Below are 22,042 nucleotides of genomic sequence, written 5' to 3'. Positions count from 1 at the left end.
GGGGCATAAAAAAATTAGGTCGGGTTAGGGGTAAAATGGGAACAGCTACTGGCGGAAAATCCGGCGGAAAAATCCGCCTCCCGGGTTGGAGGGATTGGATTCGTCACTGCTGCCGCCGCGTTTGAAAAGAGGAGCCCTGCGAACAGGCTCCGCTTTGCGTGCGGGTTTGCTGGAACCGGCACCTGCCGAGGCCTCGCGGTCAGCCTCCCTGCGGATGCTGGGTGCCGCAGATGTCCGCGGTGCTTCGTCAGTAGATTCATTGGCCGGCTCATTGGTGCCGGTATCGCCGTCCTCATCGGCAGCGGCGACGACAGGCACGCCGAGGTCCGCATAGGTGACGGCCTCGATGGGTTTAAAGTTGCCCTCGACTTCACCCAGCGTTTCCGGGGTGACTTGATAGCCGTTTTCAAGCGCGAGGGCCTGCTCCAGCACGCGGTGGGCGACCGGGGCTGCACAGCCGCCGCCGGATTTCCCGCCCTGCACAAGAATGCAGATGGCATATTTGGGATTCACATAGGGGGCAAAGCTGATGAACAAGGTATGGTTATCCACCACACGGACGTTTCTTTCATCCCGGCGCCAGTTCTGGGCCGTGCCAGTTTTACCCGCGACCTCCACACCGGGAATGCGCGCGCCTTTGGCGGTGCCGCCCGCATCATTGACCACTTTCCACATGCCTTTGCGCACCATTTCCAGGGATTTGGCATCGAAGTGCTGGGAGAGGTCTGAGCGGAGGACGGGTTTGTTCTCCATCACCAATTCATCATTGTCCATCACCCGGTGAAGGAGATGGGGGACATAAGACTTGCCAGCGGCCACAGCGCCAGTGACGGAGGCCATCTGAAGTGGCGAGGCCAGTACGCTGCCCTGGCCGATGGAGGTATTCGCTGTGTGGCCGTTGCTCCAGCGGTCCTTCGGACTGGCCATGCGCAGCCAGGCTGGATTCGGCAGGATGCCGCCGTCATCTTCTTCCAGCTCAATGCCGGTGCGCTCACCCAGGCCGAGAAGTTTGCCCGCTTTGGTGATGTTATCAATACCGGCGCTGTTCCCATACTGGTAGAAGAAACAGTTACAGGAGCGCATGAGGGCATCGCTGAGGCCCAGAGAACCGTGGGATCCGCCGCCCTGGCGCTGGATCCAGCATTGCATGGCCTTGCTACCGTACGTGACGCTGCCACTGCAATTAAAATTGCGGCTTTGAATACCGGCCAGACAGCCTGCCAGCGCGATGGGGACCTTATACGTGGAGCCTGGAACGAAGGTGCGCGTGGCACGGTTCATCAAAGGCACGGTACGATTGGAAAGCAGGACGTTATAATCCGCCTGGGAAATGCTGGGGATGAAACGGTTGGGATCATAGCTGGGGACGGAGGCCATCGCCAGCACTTCACCCGTCTGCGGCTGGATGACGACGACGGAACCGCGGCCAATGTTGCCATCTCGAAGAGCCTTTTCCGCGATGTATTGGATGCGGGCATCCAGGGTCAGATAGACATCATTGCCTTTGCGAGGTTCTTCGAAGCTGACCTCACCCACGATGCGCCCGCGCTCGTTGACCTGCATGGTGCGTACACCCGGCTTGCCGCGCATGTATTTGTCGAAACTTTTTTCCACGCCTGCGCCGCCGTAGTCATCGGGCATGTAATAATCCCAGCCTTTGCGATCTTCCACAGAAACACGCTGGTCATCCGGCAGGCGGACATAACCCATGATGTGGCAGGCCATGGCCCCAAAAGGATAAACGCGGCTGCCACGCTCCGCCACGGTCACGCCGGGTAGGCCCAGGTTATGCTCGGCAAAGCGGCTGAATTCTGAAAAGGTGAGGCTGTCCTGGTAAACCCAGGGAATGACGCCACCGAAACTGCGATAATGCACACGCAGGGCTTCATCGAAGCTGGGGGCGGGCAGGCCCATTTCCTTCAGCCGGGCGATGATGAGCTCCTGAAACATGCGTACGATGTCCGGCTCCTCCTTTTTGCGAGGCAGGCCACGGTCCATGTATTCAAAAGGCACCGTGGGAATATCCACTTTTTTGGCCTGGCACTGGCGGGCGTATTCCTCATAAACCTCACGCAGATTGACCCGTACTTCAAAGCTGGCCTTGTTTGTGGCCAGGACGATGCCATTGCGGTCCTTGATTTCCCCACGCACCCCGGGGATACGGGCGCGAAGCTGCTTAGCCTCGGGGACTTTGTTCACAAACTCCTCATGGCGGACGATCTGCAAGGTCCACAACCGGTACACAAGAACGCCAAACCCGCACATCATAGCGAGGGTCAGCAGGTATAAGCGGAAACGGTATTTAACGACCATCGAATGAGTACCTCAGTCCTTCGTATTTAATTTCATAACGTGACAGACCGGCCAGAGAATACATCACAAGAAAAATCAACGGAGATGCCAGCATGGCCAGCAGGGTATCGGTGATCATCTTTGTCCAGACGGCTGATGGAAAATGGAGGCTGCCACGCAGGAAGGTCATGACCATATATTCACTGAGCAGCCAGGCAAAAGTGGTGAATCCGACGAGCAAGACGGGCAGTTCAAGACGGCCGCGTTTAAACAATGGCCGGACGCCTTGCAAAAAGGTGCCCAGCAGGCCGAAGAGGAGAATGGAAAGTCCAAAGCCGAAACCGCCACCTGCCATGTCCAGCTCTGGCAGATGATTGCCAGTGCTCATCAGAGAATGAACAGCTTTTTCCGCCGGCTCAAAAACGCCGGGCACATAACGGGCATCCCAGAGGAAACCGGTGATGAAGGCCAGTAGCAGCATCATGGGAAAAGGTACTGCCACGGAGGCGGCAAAGAAAAACACCGGCGGCAGAAACAGTGTGGCATACTGGGCCATCGGAATACCGGGGATAAACTCCTGCACCACAAAGGTGAGCAGCAGCAACAGGACAGTGGCAGGATAAAAGATCATGACCTCCAGGCAATGCCTCCTGCAGAGATGAAAAACGGACAGCAGAAATATGCAGCAGCCGAAGGGCCGCCGGATCTCCGCTGTTTCATGGGGGTGAGTCCGTGATTCATTTTAATGCATCAGTGGTTACGCGCCTCATTTCCCGCTGACTGCGGGGACTGGCGTTTCCTTGTCCGGCTCAGGTTCCAGCACGGGCTGCATTTCTACCACAAAGACATATTCCAGAGAGGAGAAGTCCACCGCAGGCTCCACGATGGCCTCACCGGAAAGGTCCCGGTTTTCAAAACGTTTCACACGGCCAATGAGCAGCCCGGCGGGAAAGACGCCGCCTTCCCCCGTGGAGATCACATTGGCACCCGGATTGATCAGCACATTCTTGTTCAGAAAGCGAAGACGCAGATCTGGTCGCATGTCCAAGCCTGCCCGCTCACCGGCCAGGATCCCCTGCTCCAGCGTGCCTTCGATCTTGGAAGACACACGGCACATCTCATCCGTCAGCAAAACGATTTCCGCCATGTGATCCGCCATCTTGCCCGTCTTGCCGATGAGGCCTGTGGCACTGATGACCGGACTGTCCGTGGCCAGACCGTCAAGCAGCCCCTTGTCAATGATCATGCTATTCCACCAGGTGGATGAAACGCGCTTGATCACGCGCGCAGCCGTCATCTTGAAAGGCGCGGCTTGTTTAAAATCGATGAGACCACGGAGGCGGTTGTTTTCCTCCAGGGTCTGAGCATACTTTTGGGAAATGATGCGCAGGCGCTCCACCTCGATCTGTAGCCGCTCGTTGTCGCGGCCCATTTCACGGGGATCCTCAGGTGAGGCCACGACGCCACCCACGCTCTGCTCGACCGCAGCGCTGGAGTGAATGAAGGGAGAGAGCACCGTCATGGTGCGGCTCTGGATGTCACGCGTGACGGGTGTGTCCATGGTGAACACGGATACCACTGCCGCAGTGAAGAGCAGCAGCGCCAGGATGTTGAGCTTTTTCATGATTCAGCCTTTCATCCGGCTCAACCTAACAAAGGATTGAACAGGATTGGGATTCCACCTGGGGACATGCATCACACCTCCGTGGTGCTCACCTTGCGAAGGAACTCAAGTTCGCTCAGCACGCGCCCGGTGCCTTCACCCACGGCGCTCAACGGATCTTCCGCCACGTGCACAGGCAGGGCGGTTTCTTCCTGAAGGAGCTTGTCCAGACCACGCAGCAGGGCGCCGCCACCGGCCAGCATGATGCCACGGTCCACAAGGTCAGCAGAGAGTTCAGGCGGGCAGCGCTCCAGAGTGGTGCGCACTGCGTCGATGATCGCATTCAAAGGTTCCAGCATCGCCTCACGCACTTCCTGGCTGGTGATGGTGATGGTCTTAGGCAGGCCAGCGACCATGTCGCGGCCTTTCACTTCCATGGTGGTCTCCTTGCCCAGAGGGAAGGCGGAGCCGATGCGCAGTTTGATTTCTTCCGCTGTGCGCTCACCGATCATGAGGTTGTAGGCACGCTTCATGTAATTGATGATGGCCTCATCCAGTTCATCACCCGCCACCCGCACGCTGCGGCTGTAAACGATGCCGCTGAGGGAGATGATGGCCACCTCCGTCGTGCCGCCGCCGATGTCCACGATCATGTTGCCTGCGGCTTCCTGCACTGGCAGACCGACGCCGATGGCAGCAGCCATGGGTTCTTCGATGAGATAAACTTCACGTGCTCCGGCCTGTTCGGCGCTTTCTTTGACGGCGCGCTTTTCCACTTCGGTGATCCCAGAAGGAACGGCGATCACAACACGTGGTCCGCGCATGGCACGGCGGTTGTTGTGAACCTTACGAATGAAATGGCGCAGCATGGCCTCCGTAACGCGGAAGTCTGCAATCACACCGTCTTTGAGCGGGCGGATGGCGGTGATGCCACCGGGCGTTCTGCCCAGCATGCGTTTTGCATCATCACCCACGGCGACCACTTCATTGGTGCCGGTTTTTACGGCGACCACGGAGGGTTCGCGGAGCACGATGCCGTGATCTTTAACGTAAACGAGGGTGTTTGCGGTTCCGAGGTCAATACCGATGTCGTTGGCGACGAAGCCAAAAAGTTTGCCTAGCATGATGGGGCTTTAGAAATGTTGAGATTGAAAAAAATGAACGGACCCTGTGTGGTGTGGAAGGGATTCCGGCTTTTTCAGTTCACAAAAGCAGCGCCACCCACGGGGCTCCTGACAAGCTGCGAGCTTAAGGGCGGCGTTTTTTAGGGTCAAGGGGAGATTCCCCAAGGTGAAAAAGAGGTGAAAGAGGCAGAATTCGCGGAATTGCAGGTCAAATAGCGCTTTTGTCGAGAACAAACCCGAAGTTTCAGCCTCTTCTCCTGGACTGGCTTATTTCTCATCCCAGCCCGGATCGCCTTTAAAACGGAAATTCTTCCGGAAAAATCCCGCAGCAACTCCAACGATGCATGACCAGCTTATTGCCAGCAGTCTGACTATGTCCAAATTGTCTTTTGCATGATCAAATGCCGCTCTGGCCAGCGGGGTCCATACCCACATGACCATGTTCCAGAAAGCCATTTCATCAGTAACGCTCTTTGTGAAAGATCCCATGGCCGTAAAAAATGCCAGGAGGGCAAAGACATAGGTTAATGCAAAATGAATGACTGCAATTTTGATCGCCGCTTTAACCGAGAATAGTGATTGGGTAGCCATGACTGTTCATGCGGACAAACTCACTCCAAAGGATCACGCGGCTCCAATTAAATAACTTGTTTCACTCACCCCCTGCCTTTTGCACCCTTGCCCCCTCCACCTCATACACCCGACCAGGCACGACCTCTCCTTGAGCCCACTCCAGATTTGTCGTGGTGATGACTTTTTGGGTGCCTGTGGGCAGTAGCCGCAGCAGGGCCCGGCGGCGGTGTGCGTCCAGCTCCCCAAATACATCATCCAGCAGGAGCAATGGTGGAGATCCGCCCACCTGCTCCAAAGCATGCGCTTGGGCGATCTTTAGCGACAAGGCCAGACTGCGTTGCTGCCCCTCCGAGGCATACGATGTGGCGTCCAGGTCATTGAGCAGCAAATGCAGGTCATCGCGATGAGGTCCCAATGCGGTCTGGCGCAGGCGTTGTTCCTCATCACGTTTTTCACCCAGTGCTTTAAACAGGCTGGCGCCAAAAAAACTGGGTGCATAATTAGTTATACCGCGCTCACTGCCGCCGCTTAACTCAGCATGGATGCGGGTGACATGAGGCTGAAGCATCTGCGTGAGCTCATGCCGCCGGGTGATGATCACGCGGGCAAATTCATCCATCACTTTGGCAAAGGCATCCGCCTGCCGCCAGCCAATGACGGCATCCCTTTTCAGTACATGATTGCGCCCGCGCAATGCGCGCTCATAGCCACGCAGCGCCTTCAGATAATCTGGAAACATCTGGCTGGCAGCGAAGTCCAGATAACGACGCCGGTGCTCTGCACTGCCACGCAGCAGATTCATATCCCGATGATCCATCCAGACGACCAGGCCACTCTGGCTGAGATATTCGGCGGATTTTCCACAAACGGCTCCATCCACTGCGAGACGCCGGACGGTGGCGGACTGTGCGCAGCGGAGTTTTTTATCCTTCAACGTGCCCTCAATGAGCATCGTCTTTGCCCCAAGGCGGATGACTTCCGCGCGGTTGCTGGTGCGCGGAGATTGCAACCGCAGCAAGACGCAGGCGGCCTCCATCAGCGAGGTTTTCCCCTGGGCATTGCGCCCGACAAAGACCGTCATTTCCGGATGCAGCGTGACGCGGCATTCGTCAAAGCAGCGAAAATCTCGAAGCAGCAGATCCGTCAGCATGAGTCATGAGACATGGTCCCCGGCCTGAATTTTGGTTGAATTCATTGTGCAGGGGGCCATGTGTCCGGCCCTTCTAATGGCCTCCTTCCGCACCGTCAAAGGCTTTCGCGACTTCTTCCCCGAGGAGTGCGCGTTGCGCAATTATATCTTCGACACCTGGCGCTCTGTCGCGCGCCGCTATGGTTTTGTCGAATACGAAGCTCCCGTCGTGGAGTCCACCGACCTGTACCGCAAGAAAAGCGGTGACGAGATCACCAGCCAGCTCTTCTGTTTTTTGGACAAGGCTGAGCGTGAAATCTCGCTGCGCCCGGAGGTGACCCCTTCCCTGGCCCGCATGGCCACGACGCGTCATCGCGACTTCAAGAAGCCGATGAAGTGGTTTCAAATCGGCTCGTGCTTCCGCTATGAAGAGCCGCAGGAAGGCCGCTCCCGCGAGTTCATCCAGTTCAATGCCGACATCCTGGGTGATGCCAGCCAGGGCACGGATGCGGAGCTGGTGGCCCTTTCCATTGATGTGATGCTGGCCTTTGGCATCCAGGCGGAGGACTTTGTGATCCGCCTGAGCAACCGCCAGATCTGGACGACCTTCCTCGCCGAAAACAACATCGCAGAGGAGCATACCTCCGCCTTTCTACAGATCATCGATAAGATCGAACGAGCTAAGACGGAGGACACAGCCAAGAAGCTCGAAGCCATCGGCCTCAGTCTGGATGTGGTGCGGTCCTTCATGACGGCGACCGATGGGGACCATCCCGCCTTTGCAGCGCTGCGTGCGGACCTCAGTGCCCGTGGCCTGTGGCAGTATGTGAAGATAGACGCTAGCATCGTGCGTGGCCTTGCCTATTATACCGGCACTGTCTTTGAAGTCTTCGACCTCAAGCATGGCCTGCGTGCTGTGGCCGGTGGGGGACGTTATGACAAGCTGTGCGCCCTGATGAGCGATGGCAGCGTGGACATGCCCGCCGCTGGTTTTGCCATGGGGGATGTCGTGCTCGGCATCCTGCTTTCCAAAACACCCGGAGCACAGTTTGGCATCACCGAATACCTCAACTCCCAGCAGGGTGTGGACGCTTACGTCGTGGTGGCTGATGAAGCCCAGCGCGCGCCGGCCCTGGCGGCTGTGCAGGCGCTGCGCAGTGCGGGTGTGCGGGTGGACTTCAGCTTCGGTGCGCAAAAAGTGGGCAAGCAGTTCCAGGCCGCCGAAAACCAAAAGGCCCGCCTCGCCATCGTCTTCGGCCAGGAGTATCCACAGGTGGCCCTCAAGAACCTCGTCAGCCGCAGTCAGGAACTGGTGGCTGCGGACCAAGTGGTCAGCCTGGTGACGGAAGAGCTGAAGAAGCCTGTTATGGGCAAGATGATTGCATGATGGGATGCTGGGGGGCAACTGCCGGAACAGGTGACCACCACCTTTTTCCGGCAGCGCAATTTCACTTGATTCCAGGGGGACTAGAAGCAGCTTTCTCTGTTGCTTACAGATTATGCCAAAACCCCAGACGCATACCGTCAAGCCCATGACCGTTTTGGAAATCCGCAAGGTCTTCTCCGAAGCGCTGCAACGGCAATTGAGCCTTCAAGGACCCATGACTGTGGCCAAAGTTCAGGCGCTACAGGCGACCATGAAGCCGAGGCATTGATCCGTTTTGCGGAAAACAATGGTCTCCTTCTGGATGGCATCGGCATAGGTCAGTTGATGCGTATGAATGCCATGAGAAGTGGCAGTGAGCACAAAGTGGCTCATCACATCCTAGAAAATAGGGTCGTTAAAGATCTCGATTCACAATCCATCGCCACGGAGTCCTTGTTTGACTACCTGACGGACCACCTCCTCTCCAATCTTTTTTTTAATGATGATGTGAGACTGGAAGGTTTCTACGAAGAGAAGGACAGGATCCATATCGTCATATCCCAGCCGTATGTGCACGGAATCCATCCAGATTGGGAGACCCTGAAGGCTGAACTGGAGGCACAGGGATTACGTCACGAAAGTCCCTCATCCAAGATTCCCACCTTTATGATCGAGGACAGCCCAGCAGGCACCATTTACGTTTACGATCTTCACGAGAACAATGTGATCCAAGGGAGCATAAGCGGCTTGATGCACCCAATTGATGCTCATTTTTATTTCGATGACCGGTATGAGCGAGTTGCGGCGCTGCAAGCTTTAGGAATTCTGGAAAAGCAGACACACACGGAATAACGTAGGGCTGCTTGCACTCTAAACTAAGTGGCTCCCATGCAACCTCGCTCCCCTGAAATTTCTTCCTCGTTAGGCCGCATTGCCATCATCGGTGCTGGGGCGGTGGGCTGTTATTATGGAGGGCGTCTGGCCCAGCATGGGCATGAGGTGCATTTCCTGATGCGAAGTGATTATGAAGCGGTGGTCCGGGAGGGGCTGCGCATCACCAGTTATCAGGGGGATGTGCATCTGCCTGTCAATGCCCACAAGACCGCGGAGGACATCGGCCCTTGTGATCTGGTCATTATCGCCATGAAGGTGACGTCCAATGCTGCGCTCCTGGATCTCATTCCGCCGCTGCTGAAGGAAAAAACCGTGCTGCTGACGCTGCAAAACGGTCTCGGCAACGAGGAATTCCTGGCGCAGCACTTTGGTGCGGAGCGTGTGCTCGGCGGGCTTTGTTTCGTCTGCATCAACCGCATTGGCCCTGGGCAGATTCATCACATCGCCCAGGGGCGGATCAACATGGGAGAGCACACCCGCACTCCCCTGCCCCGCACACAACTCATCGCGGAGGAATTTCGACGTAGCCTCATTGACTGTCACGTGGTCGAAAGCCTGGCCGCAGCGCGCTGGCAAAAGCTGGTCTGGAACATTCCCTTCAACGGCCTGTCCATCGCCGCCGGTGGCATTGATACGGAGGTCATCCTGGCAAATCCCGCTTTGGAAACCCGAGTGCGCGCCCTCATGGTTGAAATCATCCAAACAGCAGCCTGCCTGGGGCACACCCTGCCGCCAGACTTGGTTGAAACCATGATCTCCAACACCCGTACCATGGCCGCCTATAAACCTTCCTCTCTCATTGATTACCTCGATGGCAAGGAGGTCGAACTGGAGGCTATCTGGGGGGAACCCATCCGGCAGGCGGCCCAGGCGGGTATTGCGATGCCCTTTGTTCAGGAGCTGTATGATGAACTAAAAAACCGCCTGGCCGAAAAGGCATAAAACACACCCCACCATTTTCCCTACGCAAAATCAAACCTCGGTGGTCGCGTTTGATGAAGCTCACGCGGCTGCCTATGACAAAAATTTCGCCAAGCTAGCCCCCATCAGGGATGCCTTGAATCTGCTCATGTATGCAGTTTTTTCCAAGCTTCCCACGCAGGCGCGAATCCTCTGTGTTGGCGCTGGGACTGGGGCGGAAATCATTTATTTGGCCCAGAAAAATCCCGGCTGGCATTTCACTGCCGTGGAGCCATCTGCGCCGATGCTGGACGTCTTCCACCGAAAGGCCGAGGAGTGCGGGATCACACCACGCTGTGAATTTCATGTGGGATACCTCGACAGTTTGCCGTCTGCGGATTCCTTCGATGCGGCTACCTCTCTGCTCGTTTCCCATTTCATACTCACCCCAGCAGACCGCATTGCCTTTTTCCGCAGCATCTCCAGCCGCCTGCGCCCAGGCAGCCTGCTTGTCAGTGCGGATCTGGCTTATGACAGGGCTTCTCCGGCATACCCAGGCCTCCTGGATGTGTGGATGCGGATGATGGCCGATGCCGAGGTTTCCGAAGAAAAGATGGAATCCATACGTATTGCCTATAGCCGGGATGTCGCCCTTCTCCCCCTGGAGGAAGTGGCCTCGATCATGACTGCCGGTGGTTTTGAAAAACCTGTGCTCTTTCTCCAGACTGGACTCATCCACGCGTGGTATGCCGCTGTAGCGCCCTGAGGACAATTTGCATTTTTACGACCATGGACGTTCATCGGCGATGTCCATAACGCGCCTCCATGAAGCCAGCCCTGAAACCGCCATCGTGCTTGGCTCTGGTCTGGGCGGTGTGGCGGAGGCACTGGGCATTGAAGCAGAGGTTTCGTATTCGGATATCCCGGGCCTCAGCGCCTCCACGGTTCCGGGACATGCGGGACGTTTTGTGCTCAGCCGGGTGAATGAAAAGCCGGTCCTCATCGCCCAGGGGCGGCGGCATTTGTATGAAGGTCTGTCCGCATATGAAGTGACAGCAGGCATCCGCTTCATGAGCACACTTGGCGTTAGACGCATCGTATTAACGAATGCGGCGGGGGCCATCAACGCGAGCTTTGCCGTGGGTGATCTGATGCTCATCACGGATCACCTGAATCTCCTGGGCACGACGCCATTGCTGGGAGGGCCGCATTTTCATGACATGAGCGAGGTGTATTCGCAGGCATGGCGCACGGAGTTTTTGCGGGCTGCTGAAAAGCTGGTCCTGCCTTTGCATCAAGGGGTGTATGCAGCCACACTGGGGCCGCAATACGAGACCCCGGCGGAGATCCGCATGATGCGCACGCTGGGGGCGGATGCTGTGGGCATGTCCACCGTGCCAGAGGCGATCCAGGCGCGTGCCCTGGGCATGGAAGTGGCGGGCATTTCCATGCTGACAAATTGGGCCGCCGGGCTGAAAGCGCAGACGCTGCACCATGCGGAGGTCGTCAGCGTCGGCCAAGCCGCCTCCACGAATCTGGCGGCACTTTTGAAATCAGTGTTGTGATTTGGCTGCAATTCGCCTGAACTAGTGCCATGAACTTCCATTGGCGCATTCACGGACTGGACCACGACCTCACCCAGCGCGGTCTCGTCATGGGCATTGTCAATGTAACCCCGGATTCCTTTTCCGATGGTGGTCGCTATCTGGATACGGGCCGGGCCGTGGAACATGCGCTGACTTTGGTAGCAGAGGGAGCTGATATCCTGGACATCGGCGGAGAGTCCACCCGTCCTGGGGCTGACCCGGTGGAGGAAGCGGAAGAATTGAAACGCGTGCTACCCGTGATCCGTGCCTTGAGATCGGAAACTAAGACGCTCATTTCCATTGATACCATGAAGGCCAATGTGGCGCGTGCGGCTCTGGAGGCGGGGGCGGACATCATCAATGATGTCACTGGTCTGCGGGGAGATCCGATGATGCTGCGGGTGGCTGCGGAGACGGAGGCGGGGCTGGTGGTCATGCACATGATCGGCACGCCGCGTACGATGCAAAAGCAGCCTGAATATGGAGACGTGGTGGCGGAAGTGCAGGCTTATTTCGCCGAGCGGCTGCGTATTCTCGCGGAGCTGGGCATCGCCCCAGAGCGTGTGGTTTTGGACCCTGGATTTGGCTTTGGTAAGACGCTGGAACACAACATCGCCCTGATGAAAGCCCTGCCCACTCTGGCCGTGCAGGGCCGCCCCGTGCTGGTGGGCATCTCCCGCAAGAGCATGATCAGTAAGCTGCTGGAAACCGATGACGTGGACGACCGGGAGTGGCCGACCGTGGCCCTGACCTCCCACACACGAGAGCTGGGAGCACGTATCGTCCGCGTGCATGAGGTGAAACCCAACGTGGAAGCCATGCGCATGACAGAGGCAATTTTGGGGCAATGAAAGTGCTCTGGAGCTTTGGCTGGCCACCCTCCCGAAATCCCAGCCTGTCTTCAATGCGCACGGGATACCGAAACACGCACATTGGATGACTGCGCACTGATCGAGCTAAAGCTCTGGATTACTTTCCCCGTGCTCCGAAAATGGCACTGCCTACGCGGACGATGGTGGCGCCTTCTTCAATGGCCACTTCAAAGTCATGGCTCATGCCCATGGAAAGGACGGGCAGCGGTGCACCGCCCAGTTTTTCCAGTTCGTCACGGATCTCCCGCAGCATCTTAAAATACCGGCGGCTCTTTTCAGCCACCGGATCAAAAGGCGGGATGCACATCACGCCCTGGATATAAAGACGGTCCAGCTCATACAGGGCATCCAACTGCGCCCGGATAGCGGATGGCGTGAAACCATGCTTTGAAGATTCCGCTGCCACATTGATCTCGATCAGCACCTTGGGATGCAGGCCCAGTTCCCCGCCGATGCGGTTGATGTCCTTCGCAATGTCCACGGAGTCCACTGCGTGGATCATCTGCACCAGTGGCAGCACCTTGCGCACTTTGTTGGACTGCAAAGGGCCGATGAGATGCCATTGCAATTTCCCTGGAAGTTGCGGCTGCTTCAGCAGGACCTCCTGCACCCGGTTTTCCCCAAAAAGGATCTGACCCGCATCCACCGCCTCATGGATAGTTTCCACTGGATAGGTTTTGGAGACGGCCAACAGATCCACCTCCTCCGGCTTGCGGCCAGCGCGTTCGGCAGATTTGGTTAGGCGATCCCGGATTTCCTGGAGACGGTCGGCAATGTCAGACATGCCCTGGATCTGAGCGAAGACCCCGCCCGCTGCAAGCGGTCACTTGGCTGCGGGCTTCAGATGTTTGTCAAAAAAGGCAATCACCAGCGGACGCAAGTCCTTTTCCTTTGGCTGAAGATGGAAGGTGTGTGGGGCACCGGGAATGACCTCCAGATGATGCTCGATGCCCTTTTCCGCCAAGGCTTTGGCCAGGATCTCTGACTGACTGAGGTCCACCGTTTTATCCGCCGTGCCGTGCAGGATCAGGAATGGGGGATCGTCCTTGTCCAGATGCGTGGTGACGGAAAACTGGCGGTAAAGCTCAGGATTTTCCGCCAGGGTGGCCCGCAGCGGTGTGAGGTCTTTGTTCCGCACGACCAGGTCCGTAGGCCCATACATATCCACCACGCAATTTACCTGACAGGAATATTCTCCATACGGTCCAGCGGGGTCCAGACCGTCCTTGGCCTGGGTCACACCGACCATGCTGGCCAGGTGCCCGCCTGCCGAGCCACCGATGACGCCGATGTGGTCCGCGTCCACCTTCAGCCGCTCCGCATTGGCCCGCAGCCAGCGCACTGCCGTCTTGCAATCATGCAAATTCTGAGGCCAGCAGGGCTGCTCGCTCTCCGCAGAATGGAGGAAATATTCAATGCTCATGCACACATATCCCTGGCCAGCCAGAGTCGTGCCGATGTTGATCTCACGCTTGGCATCCTTGACCCCGCCGGCCCAGCCACCACCATGGATAATGACCACGGCGGGATGTTTTTTCCCATCTTCCACTGGCAGATACAGGTCGGCTTTTTCAGCCCGGCCTTCCGGCAAATAAGAGGTGTTTTTTTCAATGCGCACCTGAGGCTCCGCGGCGGAGGCGAGGAGGCTGCCAGCGAGAGCGGCGGTTAAGGAAAGACGGAAAAGCATAGTCAGAATGAACGTCGTGAAGACCCCTAAACTTCGTTTAAAATGAATCCACCGTTCACACCGCCAGCCCGTGCTTGCGGGCCCAGGCGGTCAGGTCAGCGTCCAGCCGGTCATGGGCCTGATGATGATAATGATGCACGTCAAATCCCAGACTGCGTGCAGTGGCGATGTTTGGCTCCAGGTCATCAATGTAAAAGGTCTGCGCAGGATCCAGATCCAGTTCCTCAATGGTCACGCGAAAGATCGGCTCCCACGGTTTGCTGCATTTGGCGGAATAGGAATAAACACCGCCGGTGAAGGGACGGAAGATATCAAAGGTGCGCAGCAGATAGTCCTTGTGCAGGCCGCTAGTATTGGAGAGCAGTTTCATCGGCACCTTGCCCACGAGCGGTGCCAGGGAGCGCTTCATCGCCTCGTTTTCTATAAAAATATCGCACCAGATGGCCACGAAATCCGCCGTTGTGCCTTGAAACTCCAGCGCCTGGATGGCCGCGCGCACAAAGGTATCATCATCCATGTCCCCATTTTCAAAAGGGCCTTTGATGTCATCTAGCCTTGACGAAAGAGCCTCCGGGGGAAAGGGGCAGCGCTCAGACACACGCTGGGCGGCGATGGTAAAATCAAAAAAGGTCAGCACATTGCCGATATCAGAAAGGAGGACGGGGCCAGGCATGGGGGCTAAGAATGCAGAGCTACCCCCGTCCGCTCAAGGCCCACAATGCAAATTTACGCTGCGGATTTCGTCATTCCCACCGTGTCATTCCTCTTGCCACGTAGCACCGTCCTCATTAACGCTGGTGGTTCATGGAATCAGCAGCCCAACCTTTCCGCATCGGCGTGGCCGGTGTGGGTGCCATCGGTAAAAATCATGCCCGCATCATGGCGGAGATCGCCAGCCGCAGTGCGGGGGCCGTCACCTTTGCCGCCGTGTATGACGCGGACCCGGCGCGCGCGGCCGAATTCGCCGCACAGTATGGCACCCAGGCCGCCAGCGATCTGGCCGACTTCGCCTCCCGTGTGGATGCCGCCACCGTGGCCGTGCCCACCATCTATCACCGCCGCGTGGCCGAGCCCCTCATGGAAAAAGGAGTCCATGTGATGGTGGAAAAACCCATCAGCGAATCCTATGCCGAAGCCCAGGCTCTGATTGAACTGGCTCAGGCCAAAAACGTCATCCTCCAGGTCGGCCACATCGAGCGGTTCAACCCGGTGCTGCGCCAGCTCGAAGAGCGCATGGACCAGCCTCGTTTCATCGAGGTCCACCGCCTCTCCCCCTTCCCCAATCGCAGCATGGACATCGGCGTTGTGCTGGATGTAATGATCCACGACATTGAAATCGTACTGCACCTGGTGAAGTCCCCGCTGGTTCAAATCGATGCCGTGGGCATCCCCGTACTGACCAAGCGCGAGGACATCGCCAACGCCCGTTTCAAATTTGCCAACGGCTGCATCGCCAACATCACCGCCAGCCGCATCAGCCCGGAGAAGATGCGCAAAATTCGCGTCTTCCAGCAGGACAGCTACCTCTCCCTGGACTACCAGGAACAAAGCGGCTGGATCTACAAAAAAGACGGCATGCAGATCGTCCGCGAAGCCGTCGAAGTGGAAAAAGACGAGCCATTGAAGCTAGAAATCAACGCCTTCGTCGAATGCTCCCGCCACGGCAAACGCCCCGTCGTCACGGGCCAGGAAGGCGCAGAAGCCGTCCGCATCGCCTTGGAAATCACCGACCAGATTGAGAAGAATGCTGCACTTGGTGCAAACTGACTTCCCATACATGAAGTTGACCAAGCAGGCTGTTACCGATACTTTTGGAGTCATGACCATCACTGCCAAAGGCCAGGTGACCATTCCTCAAGCCCTGAGGAATCGCTACAGCCTGCGTCCCGGCACCCAGGTGGAGTTTCTTCCGATGGAAGACGGATTGCATCTCGTTACTCAAAAAGCGCAGCGGCATTCAAAACCCATCGTTGATGCTTGGCTGGCCAAGGCGACAGGGTCCGCCACAACTGCTTTGACAACAGATGCTCTCATGAAGATGACACGCGGGGAGGACTGATCCATGGTACTCGTGGACACGAATGTATGACATCCATTTACATCATCGCCGGTGAAGTCAGCGGGGACACCCATGGCGCGGGGCTTATCAAAGAACTGCTGGTCCTCGATCCTGAGGTGAAAATCACCGGGCTGGGTGGACCGCGCATGAAGGAGATCGCGGGTCACGGCATTGAGGACTGGGTGGAGACTGCCGGGGTGGTGGGACTGTGGGAGGTGCTGAAAATGTACTCCTATTTCAAGCAAAAGTTCACTGCCACCGTCACCTCCATTCTGACGCAGCAGCCCGCTGCCGTCATCCTGGTGGATTACCCCGGCTTCAATCTGCGCGTGGCCAAAGACCTGCGAACGAAAGGTTACACCGGGAAGATCATCTATTACATCAGCCCCCAGGTCTGGGCCTGGAAAAAGGGCCGTGTGAAAACCATGGCCAAGGTGCTGGATCTGATGATCTGCATCTTCCCCTTCGAAAAAGACTTCTATGAAAAAAGCGGCCTGCCTACTGAATTCAGCGGGCATCCCATGGTGGACCGCGTTGTGGCCCTGCGGCGGAACTGGGAGCGTGAGCGTGCCCTGGTGGGCTGGTTTCCTGGCAGCCGCTTGAATGAAGTGAAGCGTCTTTTTCCCATCATGCTCCAGGCCGCCCTGGCCATCCGCATGATGCATCCGCAGGTCCGTTTCGCCGTTTCGGCAGCCAATGAAACACTGGCCGGTCACCTGCGCCAAATGGCCGATGACGCTGGCATGCCCGAGGCGAAAACATGGATCGAGACCGGTACGGTCTATGATCTCATGCAGCGTGCCCAGGTTGGCGCTGTGGCCAGTGGCACAGCCACGCTGGAGGCAGCCTGTTTTGGCCTGCCCTATGCCCTGGTTTACCAGGTGAATCTCCTCACCTACATCGCGGCCAAGACCGTCGTCCGCATCAAAAACATCGGCATCGTGAATGTGCTGGCCAAGCGGGATATCGTCAAAGAACTCGTCCAGGGGCGGCTCAATTCGGATACCTTGGCGGCTGAAATGGTGGACCTGCTGACCAATGACGTCCGTCGCCGCGATCTGCAGGAAGACCTGGCCGAAGTCGTGGCCACACTCGGTCACGGCGGGGCTTATCGCCGCGCCGCCCAGGCGGTCATCGGTGCCCTCACGGCATAGGTCCGGCCTTTCCGGCTTGCTTTTCCCGCATTTACGCCTAAAACCCTCGCTCTCTATGGCATCAACCCCAGTCATCAACCTCCGCAAGGGGCACGCGGTTCGTTATAATAACGAAGTCTGCCTCGTCTCTGATTTCGAACTCAAGACGCCTCCTCGCATGGCGTCTTATGTGCAGATGTCCGTCCGCACCCTCAGCACGGGTAAAGTGTACAACCTTCGCATGACCTCCAACGAGTCGCTCGAAGCCGTGAACCTGAACCGCGAGCCACATGAGTACAGCTACAAGGACGGTGAAGATTACCACTTCATGCATCCTGAGACGTTCGAAGACGTGATCCTCATGGAATCCCAGGTGAAAAACGCCAAGGATTACCTCATCGAAGGCCAAAAGTACACGGTCCAGTTCGCGGATGACATCGTCATCGGTATCGAACTGCCACCCTCCGTGATCATGACTGTCACCGAATCTCCTGAAGGCGTCAAAGGCGACTCCGCGAACAACGTTTACAAAGCAGCCAAACTGGAAACCGGACTCGTCGTTCAGGTTCCTCTGTTCATTGGCCCTGGCGATAAAATCAGCGTCAAGACCGAAGACAACAGCTACCTCGGCCGCTCCAACTAAGCCTCCGCTTTTCAATCCTCAAAAACACAAAAGCCCCAGTGCAAACTGGGGCTTTTTTATGGATTCCACCCGTGGGAGCCGCCTCAGCTTTCCAGGACGATTTTGATCTTCCCGGCGGTCTTGCCAGCCGCATTCAGGCTGTCCACCAGAGTCGGGCCAAGGGGCTGTGAAGGGCTTGTGCTCAACGCAGGACTCGCGACACCAGATTCAGCCTCCAGCGCAGCTTTGAGCGCGCCTTCCACCATCTGGCCGCAATGAATCTTCATCGGCGGCAGCGGCCCCAAGGGAGCGCTCAGTTCAGCCGCACTCATCTGCAAGGCTTCTTCCTTCGTTTTTCCACGGATCAACTCTGTGGCAAGACTGGCCACGGCAATCGCGGTCTGGCAGCCGAAGCTTTGAAAGCTGGCCTTATCAATCACCTTGCGCCCATCCTGATCTTTATACTTCAGCCACATGCGCACCATGTCACCGCAATCTGGAGAGCCGACGGTCCCCACGGCATCCGCATCCGGCATCTCGCCAAGGTTTTGCGGATTGGAAAGAGCAGTCTGGAGGGTGGATTCGTTCATGAAAAAGGTTCGGTGATATTACGAACAAGCCAGCCCTGCGGCTGGCCGGATCGTTTCAAAAGATAGAGGAAGCCTGCCACCCGGCTGCCATCCAAAAGGACAGTAGCCAGGAGCTGACACTCGGCCTTAATTAGGCCGTGCGTCCGCAGCAGTTCTTGAATTTTTTCCCGCTGCCGCAGGGGCAGGCGTCATTGCGGCCGACATTAGCCAGGGGCTTTTTCTGGGCCATGGCACTGGGCAGGATCAGCTTTGGGCCATCGCTGCTCGGATTGTGCGGCTTCGGTTTAGGAGCCTCGGCTGCCTCTTGCAGCGGTGGCACGTTAGCCTGTGCGCCGGGGAGACCGCCGCCTCCCTGCTGCATCATGGCGATCTGAGCCAGGAACTGCTCAAACGCGGCCAGCTGCTGCGTGCTGCGGAAGAGGTTGTTAACCACCTCGCCATTGATGTTGCGCATCAGCTCGGAGAAGATGGTGAATGCCTCCTGCTTGAATTCGATGAGCGGATCCTTCTGGCCATAACTGCGCAGGCTGATGCCTTCCTTCAGGGCATCCAGAGCATACAGGTGCTCCTGCCACAGACGGTCGATGGCATTGAGCAGGATCATCTTCTCGATCTCTTGTAGGGCCTGCGGATTGGCCCCGCTGACTTTGATATCGTAAGCGGCAAAGATCTTTTCCTTCAGCCATTCAGCCTGGGCATCGAAATCCAGCGCCTTGAATTCATCATCAAACTCACGCAGGCCGATCGGCACTGTGGCATTGATCCACTGAACCAAGTTTTCGTAATCTGGCTCCATGTCGCTGCCTTTTTCCTTCGGCAGGAATTCTTCCAGACGCTCCTTGAGGCCCTTTTCCACAGATTCATTGATGAGCAGGCGTGGGTCATTGCTTTCGAGCACGTCATTGCGCCACTCATAGACCACCTCACGCTGCTGGTTCATCACGTCATCGTATTCCAGCACGCGCTTGCGCCAGCCATAGTTCCGCTGCTCCACACGCTTCTGCGCTGTTTCTACGGAGCGGTTCAGCCATGGATGCTGCAACTCTTCGCCTTCAGCCATGCCAAAGCGTTCCATGATCTTCGTCATGCGGTCCGCAGCGCCGAAGTTACGCATCAGGTCATCCTCAAAGCTGAGGAAGAATTTGCTCTCACCTGGATCTCCCTGACGGGCGCAACGGCCACGAAGCTGACGGTCCACACGGCGGGATTCATGACGCTCAGTGGCCAGCACCAGCAGGCCGCCCAGGTCACCCACACCCTCGCCCAGCTTGATGTCCGTACCACGTCCAGCCATGTTGGTGGAGATGGTCACAGAACCTTTCTGACCGGCACGCGCCACGATCTCGGCCTCCTGCCGGTGATACTTGGCATTCAGCACTGAGTGAGGGATCTTTTGCAGTTTCAGCATGCGGCTGACGGTTTCCGAAGCTTCCACGCTGGCCGTACCGACGAGCATCGGCTGGCCCTTGGCGTGGCGCTCACGGATCATGTCGATCACGGCACTGTACTTTTCGCGACGGGTTTTGAAAATGCTGTCGTTATGGTCCAGGCGCTTCACAACGCGGTTAGTCGGGATGGTCAGCACGTCCAGGCCATAGATGTCATGGAATTCGGAGGCATCCGTTTCAGCCGTACCGGTCATGCCGCCCAGCTTTTCATAAAGGCGGAAATAGTTCTGGATGGTGATGGTGGCCAGGGTCTGCGTTTCAGCATCGATCTGCACACCTTCCTTGGCTTCCACCGCCTGATGAAGACCGTCGCTCCAGCGGCGGCCGGACATTTTACGGCCGGTCTGCTCATCCACGATGACGACTTTGTTTTCCTCCACGACGTATTCCACGTCCTTCTCATAAAGGCAGTAGGCACGCAGGAGCTGGCTGATCTGGTGGATGCGCTGCCCCTGGTGGGACAGGCGGTCCTGCAGCTCGTTTTTCTTTTGCAGCTTCTGCGCATCCGTCAGCAGGCCGTCACCGTCGATTTCAGAATACAGCGTGGCCAGGTCTGGCAGCACGAAGGCATCCGGCTCATCCGGGCTCAGGAAAGTACGGCCCATTTCGCTCAGGTCAGCATCGTGGCTCTTCTCTTCGATGGAGAAATACAGGCCTTCTTTGAGGGCGAAGAGATCCTTCTTCTGCGTGTCCTCATACATCTTCAGCTCGGCCTTTTCCAGGGCGCGGCGCAGCTCGTGATCTTCCATGCAGCGCATCAAGGCGCGGTTCTTGGGCTGGCCCAGACGGCATTGGTAAAGCTTGCGCCCGGCCACGTCGAATTCGCCCTTCTTGGCATCTTCCTTGGCTTCAGAAACAAGGCTGTTGCAAAGGGTGTTTTGACGCCTAACCAACTGTTCAACCAGGGGCTTGTACCGCTCATACTGGTGCGTACTTTCCGCACCGGCCACCGGACCGCTGATGATGAGAGGCGTGCGCGCTTCATCAATGAGCACGGAGTCCACCTCATCCACGATGGCGAAATAATGGCCGCGCTGCACCTGCTGCTCCTTGCTGGAGGCCATGCCGTTATCACGCAGGTAATCAAAACCGAATTCACTGTTGGTCCCGTAAGTGATGTCCGCCTGATACTGCTCACGGCGCAGATGGCTGGGCTGGTCGTTTTGAATACAACCCACGGTTAGGCCAAGGAACTTGAACAGATAGCCCATCCATTCGGAGTCACGACGGGCTAGGTAATCATTCACCGTGATGACGTGCACGCCACGCCCGGTCAGCGCATTCAGCGTCACCGGCAGCGTACCGACGAGCGTCTTGCCCTCACCCGTCGCCATTTCAGCGATCATGCCCTTGTGCAGGGCAATACCGCCGATGAGCTGCACATCGAAGTGCACCATGTTCCACTTCAGCGGATTGTCACAAACGATGTGCTCCTGGCCGACGAGGCGGCGCGCGGCGCATTTCACCACGGCATACACCTGCGGCAGGATCTCGTTAAGCATCTTCGAGATGATGGCGGCAAATTTAGGCTGGATCTCATTCCAGGCATCGCGCGCCTTGTCGATCCGCGCCTTCTTATCTGCAATGGCCGCACCATTCCAGGAACTCTCCGCCAGATAGCTGCCATCCAAGGATGGGAAATGGGGCTTCAGTGCCTTGAAGTATTCTTCAATATGTCGCAGGCAGGCCTCCACGGTGGCTTCATCGGCGATGCGCAGACCCACGCCCCCTAGAAAGTGAGGGGTATGAAAAGCACGGAACTGGGCTTTCCAATTCGCCACCCGCTCACGCAGGGCATCGTCTGTTTCATTTTGATACTGCGCTTCGAAGCGATTGATCTCCACGACGACCGGTTGCAGGCGCTTCACAGTGCGCTGGTTCTTGGTGCCGATGATTTTTTTAATGATCCAGTCAAACATAACGAAAAGGAAAAACGAAAAGACCGCCGCCTAGCTTGGTGGCAGGGAGGTCGGGCCGATTACTTTGGAGAGGATGCACGACTTGGCAAGCAAGGAGGAAAATCCTCTCTTGCGAAGCAGCATCCATCAATCCCGCATCTGGCCAGCGAGATACGTGCCTCGCCCAATATGCGGCCTCAAGATTTCCTTTTCACCATCCTTCCCATCGCGCTGAAAGCCTTATCCAATAAGCCTTGCGCCCGTTT

At 57.2% G+C, this 22,042-nt stretch carries 21 protein-coding genes; 10 read left to right on the top strand and 11 right to left on the bottom strand.

Translation table 11 applies throughout. The annotated features are described in order from the left end of the window. Window positions 1-45 precede the first annotated feature (45 nt). The 6 genes from mrdA to recF form a co-directional block, all read right to left on the bottom strand. A complete protein-coding gene (gene mrdA, locus EI77_RS16445) occupies window positions 46-2,313 on the bottom strand; it encodes a penicillin-binding protein 2 (RefSeq protein ID WP_133796391.1) in 2,268 nt (755 codons plus the stop codon). After that, complete coding sequence (locus EI77_RS16440) at window positions 2,303-2,923, bottom strand: hypothetical protein (RefSeq protein ID WP_133796390.1); 621 nt, start codon at window positions 2,921-2,923, stop codon at window positions 2,303-2,305. The genes mrdA and EI77_RS16440 overlap by 11 nt, the downstream gene beginning before the upstream one ends. Window positions 2,924-3,058: 135 nt before the next feature. After that, window positions 3,059-3,916, bottom strand: a complete 858-nt coding sequence (gene mreC, locus EI77_RS16435) for a rod shape-determining protein MreC (protein WP_133796389.1) — start codon at window positions 3,914-3,916, stop codon at window positions 3,059-3,061. A 71-nt stretch (window positions 3,917-3,987) separates the two neighbouring features. After that, window positions 3,988-5,019: a rod shape-determining protein gene (locus tag EI77_RS16430; protein ID WP_133796388.1), complete on the bottom strand. Its 1,032-nt coding sequence runs from the start codon at window positions 5,017-5,019 to the stop codon at window positions 3,988-3,990. 267 nt (window positions 5,020-5,286) lie between these two features. Next, the gene (locus EI77_RS16425) at window positions 5,287-5,610 is read right to left on the bottom strand and encodes a hypothetical protein (RefSeq protein WP_133796387.1); all 324 of its coding nucleotides are present in this window, start codon (window positions 5,608-5,610) and stop codon (window positions 5,287-5,289) included. A gap of 61 nt (window positions 5,611-5,671) precedes the next feature. After that, window positions 5,672-6,742, bottom strand: a complete 1,071-nt coding sequence (gene recF, locus EI77_RS16420) for a DNA replication/repair protein RecF (RefSeq protein WP_133796386.1) — start codon at window positions 6,740-6,742, stop codon at window positions 5,672-5,674. 76 nt (window positions 6,743-6,818) lie between these two features. Between recF and hisS the strand changes: the two genes are divergently transcribed. The 6 genes from hisS to folP all read left to right on the top strand — a co-directional run bounded on the left by hisS (window position 6,819) and on the right by folP (window position 12,318). Further along, complete coding sequence (gene hisS, locus EI77_RS16415) at window positions 6,819-8,108, top strand: histidine--tRNA ligase (protein WP_243838900.1); 1,290 nt, start codon at window positions 6,819-6,821, stop codon at window positions 8,106-8,108. Window positions 8,109-8,207: 99 nt separating this feature from the next. Next, window positions 8,208-8,939 carry a putative polyvalent protein kinase domain-containing protein gene (locus EI77_RS16410; RefSeq protein WP_133796384.1) on the top strand — a complete coding sequence of 244 codons (732 nt, stop codon included), beginning with the start codon at window positions 8,208-8,210 and terminating at the stop codon, window positions 8,937-8,939. A gap of 36 nt (window positions 8,940-8,975) precedes the next feature. Continuing rightward, on the top strand, window positions 8,976-9,923 hold the full coding sequence (locus EI77_RS16405) for a 2-dehydropantoate 2-reductase (RefSeq protein ID WP_133796383.1): 948 nt from the start codon (window positions 8,976-8,978) through the stop codon (window positions 9,921-9,923). A 127-nt stretch (window positions 9,924-10,050) separates the two neighbouring features. Further along, window positions 10,051-10,647, top strand: a complete 597-nt coding sequence (locus EI77_RS16400; protein ID WP_133796382.1) for a class I SAM-dependent methyltransferase — start codon at window positions 10,051-10,053, stop codon at window positions 10,645-10,647. A gap of 40 nt (window positions 10,648-10,687) precedes the next feature. Then, window positions 10,688-11,446, top strand: coding sequence for a purine-nucleoside phosphorylase (locus EI77_RS16395; RefSeq protein ID WP_133796381.1), 759 nt, complete (start codon window positions 10,688-10,690; stop codon window positions 11,444-11,446). Between the two features lie 29 nt (window positions 11,447-11,475). Further along, window positions 11,476-12,318 (top strand): dihydropteroate synthase, encoded by an 843-nt coding sequence (folP, locus tag EI77_RS16390; RefSeq protein ID WP_133796380.1) that lies wholly within the window; start codon window positions 11,476-11,478, stop codon window positions 12,316-12,318. 118 nt (window positions 12,319-12,436) lie between these two features. Here folP and EI77_RS16385 read toward each other — a convergent pair whose 3' ends face one another. From EI77_RS16385 to EI77_RS16375, 3 genes are read right to left on the bottom strand one after another with little or no spacing between them, the layout of a single operon-like run. Then, a complete protein-coding gene (locus EI77_RS16385) occupies window positions 12,437-13,123 on the bottom strand; it encodes a YggS family pyridoxal phosphate-dependent enzyme (RefSeq protein WP_133796379.1) in 687 nt (228 codons plus the stop codon). 39 nt (window positions 13,124-13,162) lie between these two features. Then, window positions 13,163-14,026, bottom strand: coding sequence for an alpha/beta hydrolase (locus tag EI77_RS16380; RefSeq protein WP_133796378.1), 864 nt, complete (start codon window positions 14,024-14,026; stop codon window positions 13,163-13,165). Between the two features lie 55 nt (window positions 14,027-14,081). Continuing rightward, a complete protein-coding gene (locus tag EI77_RS16375; RefSeq protein WP_133796377.1) occupies window positions 14,082-14,699 on the bottom strand; it encodes an HAD family hydrolase in 618 nt (205 codons plus the stop codon). Between the two features lie 131 nt (window positions 14,700-14,830). Here EI77_RS16375 and EI77_RS16370 point away from each other — a divergent pair, with 131 nt between their 5' ends. The 4 genes from EI77_RS16370 to efp are packed head-to-tail and all read left to right on the top strand — an operon-like array spanning window position 14,831 to window position 17,861. Beyond that, a complete protein-coding gene (locus EI77_RS16370; RefSeq protein WP_133796376.1) occupies window positions 14,831-15,793 on the top strand; it encodes a Gfo/Idh/MocA family protein in 963 nt (320 codons plus the stop codon). A 10-nt stretch (window positions 15,794-15,803) separates the two neighbouring features. Next, window positions 15,804-16,085: an AbrB/MazE/SpoVT family DNA-binding domain-containing protein gene (locus EI77_RS16365; protein WP_166647302.1), complete on the top strand. Its 282-nt coding sequence runs from the start codon at window positions 15,804-15,806 to the stop codon at window positions 16,083-16,085. Between the two features lie 26 nt (window positions 16,086-16,111). After that, window positions 16,112-17,239 (top strand): lipid-A-disaccharide synthase, encoded by a 1,128-nt coding sequence (lpxB, locus tag EI77_RS16360; RefSeq protein WP_133796374.1) that lies wholly within the window; start codon window positions 16,112-16,114, stop codon window positions 17,237-17,239. 55 nt (window positions 17,240-17,294) lie between these two features. After that, the gene (efp, locus tag EI77_RS16355) at window positions 17,295-17,861 is read left to right on the top strand and encodes an elongation factor P (protein WP_133796373.1); all 567 of its coding nucleotides are present in this window, start codon (window positions 17,295-17,297) and stop codon (window positions 17,859-17,861) included. An 83-nt stretch (window positions 17,862-17,944) separates the two neighbouring features. Here efp and EI77_RS16350 read toward each other — a convergent pair whose 3' ends face one another. Next, window positions 17,945-18,430: an iron-sulfur cluster assembly scaffold protein gene (locus tag EI77_RS16350; protein ID WP_133796372.1), complete on the bottom strand. Its 486-nt coding sequence runs from the start codon at window positions 18,428-18,430 to the stop codon at window positions 17,945-17,947. A 130-nt stretch (window positions 18,431-18,560) separates the two neighbouring features. Next, window positions 18,561-21,797: a preprotein translocase subunit SecA gene (gene secA, locus EI77_RS16345; protein WP_133796371.1), complete on the bottom strand. Its 3,237-nt coding sequence runs from the start codon at window positions 21,795-21,797 to the stop codon at window positions 18,561-18,563. Window positions 21,798-22,042 lie beyond the last annotated feature (245 nt).

Source organism: Prosthecobacter fusiformis (assembly GCF_004364345.1).
In the GTDB taxonomy this organism is placed as follows: domain Bacteria; phylum Verrucomicrobiota; class Verrucomicrobiia; order Verrucomicrobiales; family Verrucomicrobiaceae; genus Prosthecobacter; species Prosthecobacter fusiformis.
The sequence above is the reverse complement of the archived record's forward strand: the minus strand, read 5'-3'. Positions and strand labels throughout refer to the sequence as shown.

Bases quoted from the DNA above. Each gene is read 5' to 3' on its own strand.
- EI77_RS16425 (WP_133796387.1), bottom strand. From the start codon at position 5,610: ATGGCTACCCAATCACTATTCTCGGTTAAAGCGGCGATCAAAATTGCA.
- EI77_RS16385 (WP_133796379.1), bottom strand. From the start codon at position 13,123: ATGTCTGACATTGCCGACCGTCTCCAGGAAATCCGGGATCGCCTAACC.
- EI77_RS16350 (WP_133796372.1), bottom strand. From the start codon at position 18,430: ATGAACGAATCCACCCTCCAGACTGCTCTTTCCAATCCGCAAAACCTT.
- mrdA (WP_133796391.1), bottom strand. From the start codon at position 2,313: ATGGTCGTTAAATACCGTTTCCGCTTATACCTGCTGACCCTCGCTATG.
- EI77_RS16440 (WP_133796390.1), bottom strand. From the start codon at position 2,923: ATGATCTTTTATCCTGCCACTGTCCTGTTGCTGCTGCTCACCTTTGTG.
- hisS (WP_243838900.1), top strand. From the start codon at position 6,819: ATGGCCTCCTTCCGCACCGTCAAAGGCTTTCGCGACTTCTTCCCCGAG.
- EI77_RS16430 (WP_133796388.1), bottom strand. From the start codon at position 5,019: ATGCTAGGCAAACTTTTTGGCTTCGTCGCCAACGACATCGGTATTGAC.
- EI77_RS16405 (WP_133796383.1), top strand. From the start codon at position 8,976: ATGCAACCTCGCTCCCCTGAAATTTCTTCCTCGTTAGGCCGCATTGCC.
- recF (WP_133796386.1), bottom strand. From the start codon at position 6,742: ATGCTGACGGATCTGCTGCTTCGAGATTTTCGCTGCTTTGACGAATGC.
- EI77_RS16365 (WP_166647302.1), top strand. From the start codon at position 15,804: ATGAAGTTGACCAAGCAGGCTGTTACCGATACTTTTGGAGTCATGACC.
- efp (WP_133796373.1), top strand. From the start codon at position 17,295: ATGGCATCAACCCCAGTCATCAACCTCCGCAAGGGGCACGCGGTTCGT.
- EI77_RS16400 (WP_133796382.1), top strand. From the start codon at position 10,051: ATGTATGCAGTTTTTTCCAAGCTTCCCACGCAGGCGCGAATCCTCTGT.
- EI77_RS16375 (WP_133796377.1), bottom strand. From the start codon at position 14,699: ATGCCTGGCCCCGTCCTCCTTTCTGATATCGGCAATGTGCTGACCTTT.
- EI77_RS16380 (WP_133796378.1), bottom strand. From the start codon at position 14,026: ATGCTTTTCCGTCTTTCCTTAACCGCCGCTCTCGCTGGCAGCCTCCTC.
- secA (WP_133796371.1), bottom strand. From the start codon at position 21,797: ATGTTTGACTGGATCATTAAAAAAATCATCGGCACCAAGAACCAGCGC.
- EI77_RS16395 (WP_133796381.1), top strand. From the start codon at position 10,688: ATGTCCATAACGCGCCTCCATGAAGCCAGCCCTGAAACCGCCATCGTG.
- folP (WP_133796380.1), top strand. From the start codon at position 11,476: ATGAACTTCCATTGGCGCATTCACGGACTGGACCACGACCTCACCCAG.
- EI77_RS16370 (WP_133796376.1), top strand. From the start codon at position 14,831: ATGGAATCAGCAGCCCAACCTTTCCGCATCGGCGTGGCCGGTGTGGGT.
- lpxB (WP_133796374.1), top strand. From the start codon at position 16,112: ATGACATCCATTTACATCATCGCCGGTGAAGTCAGCGGGGACACCCAT.
- mreC (WP_133796389.1), bottom strand. From the start codon at position 3,916: ATGAAAAAGCTCAACATCCTGGCGCTGCTGCTCTTCACTGCGGCAGTG.